The 13,790-nt window shown below is 38.1% G+C and carries 13 protein-coding genes; 11 read left to right on the top strand and 2 right to left on the bottom strand.

From position 1 onward, the window contains the following. Positions 1 to 2: 2 nt before the first annotated feature. The 5 genes from ruvB (at position 3) to yajC (ending at position 3,775) form a co-directional block, all read left to right on the top strand. Positions 3 to 1,007 carry a Holliday junction branch migration DNA helicase RuvB gene (gene ruvB / locus ACZ427_RS10130; RefSeq protein WP_461177511.1) on the top strand — a complete coding sequence of 335 codons (1,005 nt, stop codon included), beginning with the start codon at positions 3 to 5 and terminating at the stop codon, positions 1,005 to 1,007. A gap of 2 nt (positions 1,008 to 1,009) precedes the next feature. After that, positions 1,010 to 1,201, top strand: a complete 192-nt coding sequence (locus tag ACZ427_RS10125; protein ID WP_461177512.1) for a DUF2905 domain-containing protein — start codon at positions 1,010 to 1,012, stop codon at positions 1,199 to 1,201. A 102-nt stretch (positions 1,202 to 1,303) separates the two neighbouring features. Next, positions 1,304 to 2,332 carry a tRNA preQ1(34) S-adenosylmethionine ribosyltransferase-isomerase QueA gene (gene queA / locus ACZ427_RS10120; RefSeq protein ID WP_461177513.1) on the top strand — a complete coding sequence of 343 codons (1,029 nt, stop codon included), beginning with the start codon at positions 1,304 to 1,306 and terminating at the stop codon, positions 2,330 to 2,332. Between the two features lie 15 nt (positions 2,333 to 2,347). Beyond that, positions 2,348 to 3,487 (top strand): tRNA guanosine(34) transglycosylase Tgt, encoded by a 1,140-nt coding sequence (gene tgt / locus ACZ427_RS10115; RefSeq protein WP_461177514.1) that lies wholly within the window; start codon positions 2,348 to 2,350, stop codon positions 3,485 to 3,487. 30 nt (positions 3,488 to 3,517) lie between these two features. Further along, entirely contained in the window at positions 3,518 to 3,775 is a 258-nt protein-coding gene (gene yajC, locus ACZ427_RS10110) for a preprotein translocase subunit YajC (RefSeq protein ID WP_461177515.1), read from the top strand. Between the two features lie 292 nt (positions 3,776 to 4,067). On the opposite strand, the gene ACZ427_RS10105 is transcribed toward yajC, so the two are convergent. Further along, positions 4,068 to 4,448 carry a TIGR04086 family membrane protein gene (locus ACZ427_RS10105; protein WP_461177516.1) on the bottom strand — a complete coding sequence of 127 codons (381 nt, stop codon included), beginning with the start codon at positions 4,446 to 4,448 and terminating at the stop codon, positions 4,068 to 4,070. 151 nt (positions 4,449 to 4,599) lie between these two features. On the opposite strand from ACZ427_RS10105, the gene ACZ427_RS10100 reads away from it, so the two are divergent. Next, positions 4,600 to 5,895: an ArsB/NhaD family transporter gene (locus ACZ427_RS10100; RefSeq protein ID WP_461177517.1), complete on the top strand. Its 1,296-nt coding sequence runs from the start codon at positions 4,600 to 4,602 to the stop codon at positions 5,893 to 5,895. 35 nt (positions 5,896 to 5,930) lie between these two features. Here ACZ427_RS10100 and spoVB read toward each other — a convergent pair whose 3' ends face one another. Continuing rightward, positions 5,931 to 7,481 (bottom strand): stage V sporulation protein B, encoded by a 1,551-nt coding sequence (gene spoVB, locus ACZ427_RS10095; RefSeq protein WP_461177518.1) that lies wholly within the window; start codon positions 7,479 to 7,481, stop codon positions 5,931 to 5,933. 115 nt (positions 7,482 to 7,596) lie between these two features. Here spoVB and ACZ427_RS10090 point away from each other — a divergent pair, with 115 nt between their 5' ends. From ACZ427_RS10090 to ACZ427_RS10070, 5 genes are all read left to right on the top strand, one after another. After that, on the top strand, positions 7,597 to 7,896 hold the full coding sequence (locus ACZ427_RS10090) for a post-transcriptional regulator (protein ID WP_461177519.1): 300 nt from the start codon (positions 7,597 to 7,599) through the stop codon (positions 7,894 to 7,896). Between the two features lie 51 nt (positions 7,897 to 7,947). Next, positions 7,948 to 10,203 (top strand): protein translocase subunit SecDF, encoded by a 2,256-nt coding sequence (gene secDF / locus ACZ427_RS10085; protein WP_461177520.1) that lies wholly within the window; start codon positions 7,948 to 7,950, stop codon positions 10,201 to 10,203. 263 nt (positions 10,204 to 10,466) lie between these two features. Then, positions 10,467 to 10,784: a LapA family protein gene (locus ACZ427_RS10080; protein ID WP_461177521.1), complete on the top strand. Its 318-nt coding sequence runs from the start codon at positions 10,467 to 10,469 to the stop codon at positions 10,782 to 10,784. A 69-nt stretch (positions 10,785 to 10,853) separates the two neighbouring features. Beyond that, positions 10,854 to 13,169: a single-stranded-DNA-specific exonuclease RecJ gene (recJ, locus tag ACZ427_RS10075; protein WP_461177522.1), complete on the top strand. Its 2,316-nt coding sequence runs from the start codon at positions 10,854 to 10,856 to the stop codon at positions 13,167 to 13,169. Beyond that, positions 13,159 to 13,671: an adenine phosphoribosyltransferase gene (locus tag ACZ427_RS10070; RefSeq protein ID WP_461177523.1), complete on the top strand. Its 513-nt coding sequence runs from the start codon at positions 13,159 to 13,161 to the stop codon at positions 13,669 to 13,671. Before recJ ends, ACZ427_RS10070 begins: the two co-directional genes overlap by 11 nt. The last annotated feature ends 119 nt before the right edge of the window (positions 13,672 to 13,790 follow it).

Here is a 13,790-nt window from a genome sequence, read left to right as displayed (position 1 = left end):
TAATGGAAGAACGGATGGTTACAGGAGAACTGCAGAATGAGGAATCTTCAATGGAGCTAAGCCTCCGGCCGCACGTCCTGAAGCAATATATAGGTCAGCAAAAGATAAAAGAGAATTTGAGTATTTTTATCCAGGCAGCAAAAATGCGTGAGGAAGCGCTTGATCATGTATTGTTATATGGACCGCCCGGCCTTGGAAAGACGACGCTGGCGGCTATTATCGCAAATGAAATGGGCGTCCAGTTTCGGTCTACTTCAGGACCGGCTATCGAAAGAGCGGGGGACCTTGCAGCAATCCTTTCCTCACTTGAACCTGGCGACGTACTTTTTATTGATGAAGTTCATAGACTTCCAAGAGCCGTGGAAGAAGTCTTATATCCGGCGATGGAAGATTTTTTCCTCGATATTGTGATCGGAACAGGGCCAAGTGCCAGATCTGTTCGAATTGATTTGCCGCCGTTTACATTAGTTGGTGCGACTACAAGAGCAGGTCTTCTATCTGCACCACTAAGGGATCGATTTGGGGTTTTAAGCAGACTCGAATTTTACGAAACAAGGGACTTATGTTCCATTGTGGAACGAACTGCAGATATATTTGAAACAAGGATTACAAAAGATGCAGCAGTTGAGGTTGCCCGCAGGTCAAGGGGGACGCCACGAATTGCGAATCGATTGTTAAAAAGAATCCGTGACATCTCCCAAGTCAAAAAAGAAAAAGAAATTAGTCTGGAAACAACGGATCTTGCATTGGAGATGCTTCAAGTCGATGACGCAGGTCTGGATCATGTTGATCATAAGCTTCTGAAGAGTATTATTGAAAGTTTTCAAGGCGGACCGGTTGGACTGGATACAATTGCAGCAACTATTGGAGAAGAATCCCAGACGATAGAAGATGTGTATGAACCTTATTTATTGCAAATCGGCTTTATCCAACGTACACCAAGAGGAAGAATCGTTACACAGAAAGCATACCATCATTTCGGGCGAAAAGTAGATGATGAAGTGTGAATATGGGTAAGTTGTTTATCATAATCGGCATTGTCTTTTTGTTGATTGGTTTAATATGGACGTTTATCGGAAGACTGCCTGGCGATATCAGTTTTAAACGGGGGAATTTTTCCTTTCATTTTCCAATCGTGACCTCGATTGTGGTCAGTATTATCCTGTCGCTTATTTTTTATATTATAGGCAGGTTTCGTTAAGTTAGAATAAATGGTGTTTAAAAAGTTACAGATATTGCCGACGAAGAGAATCATCGTTAATAATTTGGTGATTTTTTGAACAGCCCTTGTAAGGAGATTGAGATGAATATAGAAGACTTTGATTTTGATTTGCCGGAGGAATTAATTGCCCAAACACCGCTGTATGACCGAGCTGCATCACGATTACTCATGCTGAATCGTAAAACTGGTGCTGTGAATCATAGAAAATTCACAGATGTTAAAAGGTATTTGAAAAAAGGAGATTGTCTCGTTTTAAATGATACCCGAGTGCTCCCGGCAAGGCTCTACGGTGCTAAAAAAGATACTGGGGCAAATGTGGAAATATTACTGCTCCATCAGAAAGAAGAAGACAGTTGGGAAGTTTTGGTTAAACCGGCTAAGAAAGTAAAAATAGGTACGGAACTCGTTTTTGGCGAAGGTAAACTGCGCGCAATCTGTACAGCAACAAAGGATCATGGTGGAAGAATTTTGGAATTCACCTATGATGGAATTTTTTACGAAATACTCGATGAGCTTGGAGAAATGCCTTTGCCGCCATATATAAAAGAGCAATTGCCGAATAAGGAAAGATATCAGACGGTTTTTGCCCGTGAGGAAGGATCGGCGGCTGCTCCAACTGCAGGTTTACATTTTACCGATGAACTGCTGGATGAAATAAAGGAAATGGGGGTTACCATTGCTTTTATTACATTACATGTGGGATTGGGTACCTTCCGGCCAGTCAGCGTAGATAATATTGATGATCATCAAATGCATGCTGAATTTTATCATATGTCAAAAGAGACGGCGGAAACATTGACAAGCGTAAAAGAGAATAATGGAAGAATTATTTCTGTTGGGACGACCTCAACAAGAACACTTGAGACGATCACACGTGATAATAACGGGGAATTTGTTGAGTCAAGTGGATGGACAGATATATTCATCTATCCACCATATGAATTTAATGCAATTGATGGTTTAATAACCAACTTTCATTTACCAAAATCGACGTTAATAATGCTTGTCAGTGCTTTAACAGATAGAGAAACTATCTTACAAGCATATAAGGAAGCTGTAAATGAACGTTACCGTTTTTTCAGTTTTGGAGATGCGATGTTAATTTTATAATAAGGGACGAATATAATGACTGCTATAACATATGAATTTATTAAAACATGTAAACAAACAGGTGCAAGGCTTGGGAGGGTTCATACACCGCATGGTTCATTTGACACCCCAACATTTATGCCTGTAGGGACACTAGCGACTGTGAAAACAATGAGTCCTGAAGATTTAACGGATATGGACGCCCGAATTATTCTTTCCAATACCTATCATCTCTGGTTGCGTCCGGGTGAGGATATTATACAGGAAGCAGGTGGGCTGCATAAATTTATGAATTGGGATGGCGCCATCCTGACCGACTCGGGCGGGTTTCAGGTATTCAGTTTAAGTGATATGCGTGAAATAAAGGAAGAAGGTGTTCATTTTCGTAATCATATAAGCGGAGAGAAAATGTTTCTGTCTCCCGAAAAAGCTATGAGCATTCAAAATGCACTTGGATCGGATATCATGATGGCTTTTGATGAATGTCCACCATACCCTGCGTCATATGATTATATGAAGTCTTCAGTAGAAAGAACATCACGCTGGGCAGAAAGATGTCTTTATGCACATGAACAAACAGGGAGCCAAGGTTTATTCGGTATTATCCAGGGAGGTGAATATGAAGACTTACGTACGATGAGCGCAAATGATCTGGTATCTTTGGATTTCCCCGGCTATGCTATCGGAGGACTTTCTGTAGGTGAGCCAAAAGACATAATGAATCGAATGCTGGAGCATACCACACCGTTACTACCGCCAAATAAACCACGCTATCTCATGGGAGTAGGCTCACCGGATGCACTAATTGATGGAGCCATGCGAGGAGTTGATATGTTTGACTGCGTGTTGCCGACGAGAATAGCCCGTAATGGGACTTGTATGACATCTAACGGCAGACTAGTTGTAAGAAACGCAAAATATAAGCGGGATTTCAGTCCAATTGACGAAAATTGTGACTGTCATGTATGCAAAAATTATACCCGTGCATACATCCGTCATCTAATAAAATGTAACGAAACATTTGGGTTCAGACTTACTACTTATCATAACCTACATTTTCTGTTAAAATTAATGGAGCAGGTGCGAATTGCAATAAGCAAAGATCGACTTGGAGACTTTAAAAAAGAATTCTTTGAACAATATGGTCTTAATGATCCAAATCCAAAGAACTTTTAAAGGATAACTTGAAAGGGGGTAACGACGAAAATGGAAATGCTAATTTCATTATCACCGATTATTTTAATGTTTGTGATTTTTTACTTCTTGTTAATACGTCCACAGCAAAAACGACAAAAGCAAGTGAGACAAATGCAAAATGAATTGCAAAAAGGTGATTCAGTTATAACGATTGGCGGATTTCATGGTGTCATCCATGCAATTGATGAGGGTACAATTGTAATTACTGCTGGTGATGGTACAAAATTGACATATGACCGCTCCGCAATCCGTGAAGTCAAGCAATAAATAAATCTTCGATGCAAAGGCACTATACAATCTGACTGTTTTTTATTCAATAAGCAGATTATAATTTTATGTATGTTGTATACATAAGTACAACGTTTTCCAGACCGTCAAAGGTGGACAAGTTGAATTTTTAGCAGTTAGTACTGCATAAGTGCGGGCTAATTTTTTTGCCGCAAGAATTGGCAAAAGCCAAGTTTTCTAATAAAGTTTCTACTGAAGAATTTTAAATGCTTTATTTGATATAAAAAGAGGACAGTACACATCGTATTGTCCTCTTTTTTATGTTGTTTTTTTATTCTTTAGCTGGACCTGCGATATTCACACCTATAACACCACCGATTAGTGCAGCGATGACAAATCCGAAATGATGGACGGCCTGTTCCAGAGAAAACCCTTGCTGGTACCCTAAATACTGTACCAGGAAAGTGAAGAGAGTAAACCCTACCCCTGTAACGCCACCAATGATCCAACCTTTCTTTTTCCCTTTCACGCCCGCAACCGTTCCACCGAGAAATAATGCTATTAATCCAATAACCAATGTAACCCAAGTTAGTGTCGGTTCGTTGAAATTTGTAAACTGCAGCAATAATGCAAGAATAATACTTGAAATCAGAATAAGACCTAATACTGCAATCCAACCATACAACAAAGCAATGAATTGATTTTTTTGCATAAAAATTCCTCCTTGATTGTCCATTTATACTAATTTTATTCATCACAACAAAAAATAGACGGAAAATAATTTGTTTTTCCCCTGCATATAGTGGTAAAAGAAGTTGTCCAAAAAGCCGCCGAATTATTAGCGGTCGGAAAGTAGGGATGCTATGGATGTAATTCTTGCTGCAGTCATTTTTCTGATAAGTTATGTTTTTATCATGACTGAGCGGATTAACCGGGCTGTTGTAGCACTTTCAGGTGGTACACTCTTATTATTGACTGGTATATATACAGCTGAAGATGTTTTTATGAATTATATCGATTGGAATACGATTGCATTATTGTTTTCCATGATGGTTCTTATTTCAATTACCGAGAAAACGGGATTATTCAGTTTTATTGCCATTCGTTTTGCGCAAAAAGTTAATGGGTCTCCGATGCCTCTATTAATCGGAGCATGCATTTTAACAGCAATAGGATCTGCCTTACTTGATAATGTGACAACAGTTCTGATATTCGTTCCCATTATGTTAAAAATAACAAGCATCTTAAATTTACCTTCATTTCCTTATTTACTAGCAATTATTTTTAGTTCCAATGTAGGAGGGGCTGCCACATTAATTGGCGATCCACCAAATATTATGATTGGACAGGCCGTCGAACATCTTACATTTTTGTCGTTTTTAAATCATATGGCTCCTCTTGCTCTGATTGTATTTGTTGTCATGATCGGTTTTCTTTTTATTCTTTTTCGAAAATCATTACGGAACGAAAATAGGAATGTTGAAGAGTTGATGAACATTAATGCTAATGCATATTTGATAAAGTCGCCTATGCTTTATAAATCAGTTACCGTTTTATTAATGACGATTGCAGGTTTTCTGCTCCATGCATTTCTCCATGTAGAATTAACTATAATTGCACTGACAGGGGCTGTATTACTTTTATTATTAACAGAGAAGGAAATAGCCACAGAACGTATTCTTGAAAAGGTTGAGTGGGTTACTTTATTTTTCTTTATCGGTCTTTTTACGTTAGTGGGAGGACTTGAGGAAGTTGGACTTATAGATGAAATGGCAAGAGCTATTGTACTTTCGACGGATGGAGATTATTCAAGTACAACATTATTGATTTTGTGGGTTTCAGGATTATTTTCAGGTGTTGTAGATAATATACCTTTTGTTGCAGCAATGATCCCCGTCGTTCAAGAATTTGAAAGTTATGGAATGGTATATTTAGATCCGATTTGGTGGGCATTAGCCTTGGGGGCATGTCTTGGAGGAAATACAACCCTGGTTGGGGCATCTGCCAATGTTGTCGTTGCGGGCTTAGCTGAGGGGGCGAAACAAAAAATTTCATTTATCCGCTTTATGCTGTATGGAATACCTTTTGTCCTGTTATCACTTATTATTTGTTCTGTTTATATTTATTTCCGTTATTTGCTCCCTTATATGGGACAATAAACTGCCGCTTATGTTCGTTACATAAGCGGCAATTTTTATAACCATTTTTGTATAAGGGGAATTTGTTGCAATTCCTCTTTCGTAATAAATTTTAATAAGAAAAGTAATATAACATAGCAACTTGTTAAGATGGCCAGTACCAGGAAAAACAGGATAATGTTTGATTCCATATTTCCATATATATTTTTGAGAAATGTTCCAATCCCCCAAGTCATAATAATGAGCACAACCATTTTGATGACATCTTTAATTGGAATAAAGAAGCGGATTTCCTTATTTAAAGTTGCTAAATGCAGTAGTGTTATCAATATAACGCCAACGGACATTGCAATTGCAACTCCCATAATACCAAATTTTGGATTTGAGGCTAATGCAAATAGTACAATAAATTTACATGCTGCACCGAATAAACTGTTCCACATTGCCGGTTTTGCTAAATCAAGCGCTTGTAATGCTGCTTGTAATGGCGCCTGAATATAAAGTAGAATGTAAAAGGGTGCCATTATTACCAACAATTTACTTGCGTTACTTGTACCATACATATATGTTAATATTGGCTCGGAAAAAAGCGACAGGACAATTGTTGCTATGGCACCTGATGCGAAAGAAATACGAATAGACTGATGGATGCGATAATGAATTAAACTTTTATTCGTATGTGCTGCGGCCTCTGAAATTGAAGGGACAAGTGCTGTTGATAAAGATTGGGTTATAAATGTCGGTAAAAATAGTAAGGGAAGTACATAGCCTGTTAATTCCCCGTATTGTTTTGTCACGATGGAACTTGAAATTCCTGCAAGTGCTAAACTTTGAGCAACTATGATTGGTTCAAGAAAATTTGATAATGATCCAATCATACGGCTTCCGGTACTAGGGAGTGCAATGGAAAATAGCTCTCTCAGTGTCTGCTTACTAGACTTTAGATAAGCGAAAAAGCGTGTCCGGATTTTTATTACTTTTTTTCTTTTGAATAAATGCCCGATATACAGCAACGAAACAAATTCCCCGAGGATGACACTGAACATGGCACCTGCCGCAGCAAATTCCACGCCATATGGAAGTAGCAGGTTAACGAAAAATGCAACGCAGGCAATTCGGACAATCTGCTCAATCACCTGGGCATAGCTTTGGGGCTTCATATTTTGTTTTCCTTGAAAATATCCCTTTAAGACCGAAGATATTGCTACAATTGGAACAATGGGACTAATAGCAACTAATGGATACATCGTACGCTCATCTGTAAGCAATGTAGTTGCTATAAACGGAGCTGCGAAAATCATTCCCAACATTAAAAAAATGCTGGATAATGAGGTGATAATCAGGGATACAATTAGAATTTTTTTCACTTTCATCTGATCATTCATTGCTTCTGCTTCAGCAACACGCTTTGATATGGCAACAGGTAAACCCAGCTGTGTTAATGTAATTACCAAAAATAAGGTCGGAAGGGCCATCATATAAAGACCAACACCTTCTTCACCCATTAGACGGGCAACTACAATTCGATTAATAAAACCTAAAAACCTTGTAATCATTCCAGCAAATATTAAAATTAAAGCTCCTTGTAAAAATGTTTGTTTGGTCATTCTTTTAAGGCCTGCCTTCTCAAAAAATAAATTATCATATACAATGATATATATGCGCTTGAGTAGGCCAAGCATGACAAGAAGAAATTATCACTCCAACAATAGGAGGGAAATTATGGAAAATATACAAAAAACAAGTGACTGGAAAGAAATGATTGAACCGGCACTGGAAAGCAAAGCCCGTGAATTTCACCTGATGGGTTATGAAAAAGTAACACGTGAAGATGTGTGGAATTGTCTTGTTCAAAAAGTCTGGAAAGGTGATCCTGAAAAACGGCTGTATGAAATCGTTCAGGATATTTTTCATCTCGGATCAAATATTTACTTGAGTTATTTGACTGTTAATGCCTATAAAAATGATGACTTAATGGCGTCTATTTCCGCTTTGACAAAGGAAAATGGCAAAGAGGCTTAAAATAATGTACCTGACATTTTACCCGAGTAATTAAAGGGAGGAAAAGTGTAAATGAAAAACAGAGGCAGAATTGTTGCCTTTTTTCTAATTGTATTCGTGTTTGCGGGGACGATTGGAACAACGGTCACAGGAATTACAAAAGATATAAATTTAGGTCTGGATCTTCAGGGCGGATTTGAAGTATTATACGAAATTGAGCCTGTAGATGAAGGAGAAGAAGTTACTAGAAGCTTATTGGAAGGTACGGTTTCAACATTAAATGATCGTGTCAATCGACTCGGAATCAGTGAAGCTGTAATTAATATTGAAGGTGAGGATAGAATCCGGGTTCAATTGGCTGGAGTTGAAAACCAGGCAGAAGCTCGGGAAATTCTCTCAACCTCGGCTAGACTCTCCTTCCGTGACGTAAATGATAATGAATTATTGGATGGGTCTGATATCCAGGAAGGCAGTGCCAGACAGGATTTCGATCCCAATACCAATGCACCTGTAGTTACCTTACAATTACAGGATGCCTCTTTGTTTGGTGAAGTTACACAACAGATACAGGAGATGGGTTTTCCGGATAACCGTTTGGTAATCTGGATGGATTATCAGGAAGGGGATTCCTATAAAGAGGAAATGACGAAAGAAGATCCTAAATTTGTTTCTGCCCCTGGCGTTAGTGAACGATTAAACACCACAAATGTACAAATCAGTGGAGACTTCACAGTAGAATCAGCGCAGCAGCTTGCAGATATTATCAATTCCGGTTCATTGCCTGTTGATATGACAGAAATATATTCTACCTCTGTGGGAGCACAATTTGGGGAGCAGGCATTAAATGAAACTGTTTTTGCCGCGTTTGTCGGAATTGGTTTAATTTTTCTGTTTATGATAGTGGTTTATCGCTTTTCTGGAATTATAGCTGCCATTAATTTATGTATTTACATATTCCTTGTTTTACTGGTATTTAATTTAATGAATGGTGTATTGACACTTCCAGGATTGGCAGCATTAATCTTAGGAGTTGGTATGGCTGTTGATGCCAATGTGATTACCTTTGAAAGAATGAAAGAGGAGCTAAGAACAGGTAAATCTGTGATGGCATCTTTCAAAACAGGTACGAAAAATTCCCTGTCAACCATATTCGATGCCAATATTACAACATTATTAGCAGCGGCAATTCTGTTCATTTTCGGTACAAGCTCTGTAAAAGGATTTGCGACAATGCTGATTATCAGTATATTAATCAGTTTTCTGACAGCAGTCTTTGGAACGAGGCTTCTGTTGGGGCTATGGGTAAAAAGCAAATTCCTGAAAGAAAGAAAAAGCTGGCTTGGTGTGAAACAGAAGGATATTAAAGATATAGCTGATAATACGCAAGTAGAACCAAAGATTTTTAACCGTGAGATTAATGTTGTACAACATAGGAAAAAATTCTTTATGGCTTCCATTATTCTGGTTATACTCGGCTCGGTTTCCTTTGCTTTATTTCAGTTGAATCCTGGAGTTGATTTTACAAGTGGTTCACGAGTTGAAATCGTATCCGAATCGAGCTTAACTACTGAAGAAGTTGAGGAAGGACTGGAACAGCTTGATTTAGAAGCACAATCCATTGTACTTTCAGGTGAAAATAACGAAATTGCAGTAACGCGATTTGATACGGTTCTTTCCGATACAAGAGTTGCTGAAGTACAGCAATTTTTCAATGATAAATATGGAATGAATCCAAGTGTAAGTGTTGTTTCGCCAATTGTCGGGCAGGAACTTGTAAAAAATGCTATTTATTCAGTTGCAATAGCTGCAGTAGCAATGATTATTTATGTAGCGTTCCGTTTTGAATTATTCTTTGCATTAACAGCAATTCTTACGCTGTTGCATAATGTGTTTATCTTGCTGGCAGTGTTCAGTTTTACCCGGATTGAATTTGATGTAACCATCATTGCAGCAGTGCTGACAATCGTCGGTTATTCAATTAATGACACGATTGTAATCTTTGACAGAATTAGAGAAAATCTAAGAGATAAAAAACGAATTACTTCCTTTAAGCAGCTTGCAAGTGTTGTAAATCGGAGTATTGTACAGTCATTTACCCGCAGTATCAATACAACGGTAACGACAGTGGTAGCTGTACTGGCGTTCCTGTTTCTTGGGGCTGAATCGATTTCTGGATTTGCAATTGCACTTGCGGTTGGACTGCTGGCGGGATCTTACTCTTCCTTATTTATTGCCGCACAGTTATGGCTTGTTTGGCGCGGTAAAATGATTAAGAAAAGACCGGTTGATTTCACAAAGAAAAAGCGTGTGGAAGGGCCGCAGGTATAATTTGTTTAATAAATCCCTGGTACATGACACGTGCCGGGGATTTGTTCGTTCGTTAAGAAACCAACATAGCGGCTAAGAGCATACCGCCACCATCTATCATGAAAACACAGCTAATTTAACCAGGAGACTGTTCTCTAAACAGTGGGACTGCGATTACTCGTCCCATCAAACCTCCCCCGAGCTTTTGTTCTATGCTTAAAAAATGAAGAAACAGGGTAATTTAACTAGCAGTAATACAATACATATAAATGAGGAGGAAAAGGATGAAGGGACAATATTATGTTATTCTGGCAATCATTGTAGTTATAATTGTTGCGATATTTGCTGTGACAAATGTGGATCCTGTTGAAGTGAATTATTTATTTTGGAGTGGAGAATCTCCGCTGATCCTGATTATCCTGTTTTCCGTATTAATGGGCGGGATTATTACAGCTGCTGCAGGTGTAGTAAAAGTATATCAACTGCAGCGTCAGATAAAATCATTGCAGGATGAAAATAAAAAAATGAAAAATAAACTGCAGGAAAACGGATTAAAGGTGGAGGAAAGAAAAAAGGAAAAAAATAAATCTGTAAAAAAATAAACTACGAAATAAATCTAATTGCTCCCTCTGGTTAACTATGTGTATAATAGATTAGTCAGGGGTGAATTTATGTTACAGAGTAAGGCAATTTGGAAATATACAACAATACAGGATGACACGGTCAAATTGATGGATGATTCAACCAGTCTTTCACCGGTCATAAAAGAGCTTTTGTTGCAAAGAGGTGTGACAACGGCAAAGGAAGCCGCAAAATTTCTCTCACCTGATATAGAAGATTTATATAGCGCAGCTAAACTTGATTCAATTGAGGAAGCGTGCGAGCGTGTTCATAAAGCGATTGATCAACAGGAGAAGATTCTAGTATATGGAGACTATGATGCAGACGGGGTAAGCTCTACAACTGTACTGTTAAAAACATTACAGGAGCTTGGAGCCGATTATGATTATTATATACCGAATCGTTTTACCGAAGGCTACGGTCCAAATGAAGAAGCCTTCAGAAAAGCATATGAAAATGGCTTCCATTTAATCATTACTGTTGATAATGGAATTGCTGCAGTACGGGAAGCAGCTATTGCCAAACAATTGGGAATCGATTTAATCATTACGGATCATCATGAAGTACAGGATGAATTACCGGACGCCTTTGCAATCCTGCACCCGAAATGTTCTCCGGGTTATTTCTTTAAGGAACTTGCAGGAGTGGGTGTAGCATTTAAATTTGCAGAACACTTGCTGGGCTATTTTCCAAAACACTTGCTGGATTTTGTTGCAATTGGTACGATTGCCGATCTGGTTCCACTGGTAAATGAAAACAGAATCCTTGCTTTTTATGGATTGCGTGCACTTACAGCAACGAATAATCCTGGAATAAAAGCATTAAAGCATATATGTAAAATAGAGGGAAATGTTACAGAAGAAGACGTGGGATTTTTAATTGGGCCAAGGTTAAATGCAGTTGGCAGACTTCAAGATGCAGATTTAGCTGTACAGCTTTTAATGACAGACGAACAGGAGGAAGCAGAATATATCGCCCAAGAGATTCAGCAGTTAAATTTACAGAGACAACAAATCGTTTCTAATATCGTTAAAGAAGCTGAAGAAATGGTCAATAAAGAGAATAACGTAATTATTGTTGCAAAAGAAGGCTGGAATGAAGGTGTGCTTGGAATTGTTGCCTCAAAACTTGTACGAAAATATGAACGACCGGCAATTGTATTAGCAATCAAGCCTGATACTTCTCAAGTAAAGGGGTCTGCAAGAAGTATTCCTGCTTTTGATCTTTTTCAAAACTGTATGAAAATAAGAGAACATTTCACACATTTTGGTGGTCATTCTCAAGCTGCCGGGATGACAATACCGGACGAAAACTTGCAAACCGTACAGGAAGCGCTTGAGACATTAATTAACGAACAGCTTACAGAAGAAGACTTCAAGCAGGAAATAGAAATCAGTCATACAATCAATCTTCCTGAAATAAGTGAAGAACTAGTTAATGAAATTAATCAACTTGCACCATTTGGTATGAAAAATCCAAAGCCTGTTTTTGAATTAAAGGAGAATCCATCCCAAGTTCGTCAAATTGGGAGTAAACGAAACCACCTGAAACTCCAATTCAGACAAGACGGTGTATTATTAGATGGAATCGGTTTTGGGATGGGCGATTTACATCCGCACATTTCACCACATACACCGGTTACGATTGCAGGAGAACTCGGCATCAATGAATGGAATGGAAATAAAAAAGCACAAATTATTATACAGGATATGAAGATTGAGGAATGGCAACTATTCGATCACCGAGGTAAAAATAGTGTAGACACGCATTCAATTGCATCAAATAACAGAAATTTAGCCATTAGTAATAAAAAGGGGATACTTCCGGCTGAGGTTCGGCAAATAACATATGATACAGATATAGGAAGTCTGCCTGAAATAGATGAATTATATATATTTGATTTACCTGTAACGCTGGAAAGATTAAAAGAAATTATCCGGATTACAAAGCCGGTCAATATCCATGCATGTTATTATGTAGAAGAAAGTACGTATTTGACTGCATTTCCGTCCAGGGATGAATTTAAATGGTTTTATGCACTTATTTTAAAAAGAAAATCAATTGACTTGAAAAAGGAAATATCGGCGATTATGAAAGCAAAAGGATGGAATAAAGATCGTATCATCTTCCTTTCAAAGGTATTTTTTGAACTTGGTTTTGTTAAGATAGAAAATGGCGTTATTGAATTAAATCCGCACCCATTAAAAAAGGATTTGCAGGAATCAAATGCATATCAGGAGAGACTGGCTCAAGCTGAAATAGAAAAGATATTATATTATTCCAACTACATGGAACTGAAAAAATGGTTTACAACTTGTATGGATTATTTGGAAAGACCCAAGGAGGAGCAAACATATGGATTATAAAAAATATGTTAAAATTGTAGAAGACTGGCCAAAAGAAGGAATTAAATTTAAAGATATTACCCCACTGATGGATAATGGAAAAGCGTTTAAATCTGCGGTTGATGAAATTGTAGAATATGCCCGTGAGAAAGAAATTGACGTTGTTGTAGGACCCGAAGCGCGTGGATTCATCATCGGATGCCCTGTTTCTTATGCAATGGAAGTCGGGTTTGCCCCTGTAAGAAAAGAGGGAAAACTCCCACGTGAAGTTATTAAAACAGAGTATGGATTGGAATATGGATCAAACGTTCTAACCATACATAAAGATGCCATTAAACCAGGGCAACGTGTATTGATCACAGATGACCTGCTGGCCACAGGAGGTACAATTGAAGCGACCATCAATTTAGTGGAAGAACTTGGGGGAATAGTAGCCGGGTGTGCATTTATCATTGAGCTCAGCTATCTTGATGGAATGGAAAAACTGGACGGCTACGATGTTTTAACATTAATGCAATATTAGTATATAACATTTAAAGGTCTGATGATAAACTTCGATATCATCAGACCTCTTATTATATATTTTTCCAGACGACGTAAATACATTGGGTTTGTCTGTACATTTAGACAATTATTTTGGTA

This window comes from Virgibacillus ainsalahensis (genome assembly GCF_055380755.1).
The sequence above is the reverse complement of the archived record's forward strand: the minus strand, read 5'-3'. Positions and strand labels throughout refer to the sequence as shown.

Bases quoted from the DNA above. Each gene is read 5' to 3' on its own strand.
- ruvB (WP_461177511.1), top strand. From the start codon at position 3: ATGGAAGAACGGATGGTTACAGGAGAACTGCAGAATGAGGAATCTTCA.
- ACZ427_RS10125 (WP_461177512.1), top strand. From the start codon at position 1,010: ATGGGTAAGTTGTTTATCATAATCGGCATTGTCTTTTTGTTGATTGGT.
- queA (WP_461177513.1), top strand. From the start codon at position 1,304: ATGAATATAGAAGACTTTGATTTTGATTTGCCGGAGGAATTAATTGCC.
- tgt (WP_461177514.1), top strand. From the start codon at position 2,348: ATGACTGCTATAACATATGAATTTATTAAAACATGTAAACAAACAGGT.
- yajC (WP_461177515.1), top strand. From the start codon at position 3,518: ATGGAAATGCTAATTTCATTATCACCGATTATTTTAATGTTTGTGATT.
- ACZ427_RS10105 (WP_461177516.1), bottom strand. From the start codon at position 4,448: ATGCAAAAAAATCAATTCATTGCTTTGTTGTATGGTTGGATTGCAGTA.
- ACZ427_RS10100 (WP_461177517.1), top strand. From the start codon at position 4,600: ATGGATGTAATTCTTGCTGCAGTCATTTTTCTGATAAGTTATGTTTTT.
- spoVB (WP_461177518.1), bottom strand. From the start codon at position 7,481: ATGACCAAACAAACATTTTTACAAGGAGCTTTAATTTTAATATTTGCT.
- ACZ427_RS10090 (WP_461177519.1), top strand. From the start codon at position 7,597: ATGGAAAATATACAAAAAACAAGTGACTGGAAAGAAATGATTGAACCG.
- secDF (WP_461177520.1), top strand. From the start codon at position 7,948: ATGAAAAACAGAGGCAGAATTGTTGCCTTTTTTCTAATTGTATTCGTG.
- ACZ427_RS10080 (WP_461177521.1), top strand. From the start codon at position 10,467: ATGAAGGGACAATATTATGTTATTCTGGCAATCATTGTAGTTATAATT.
- recJ (WP_461177522.1), top strand. From the start codon at position 10,854: ATGTTACAGAGTAAGGCAATTTGGAAATATACAACAATACAGGATGAC.
- ACZ427_RS10070 (WP_461177523.1), top strand. From the start codon at position 13,159: ATGGATTATAAAAAATATGTTAAAATTGTAGAAGACTGGCCAAAAGAA.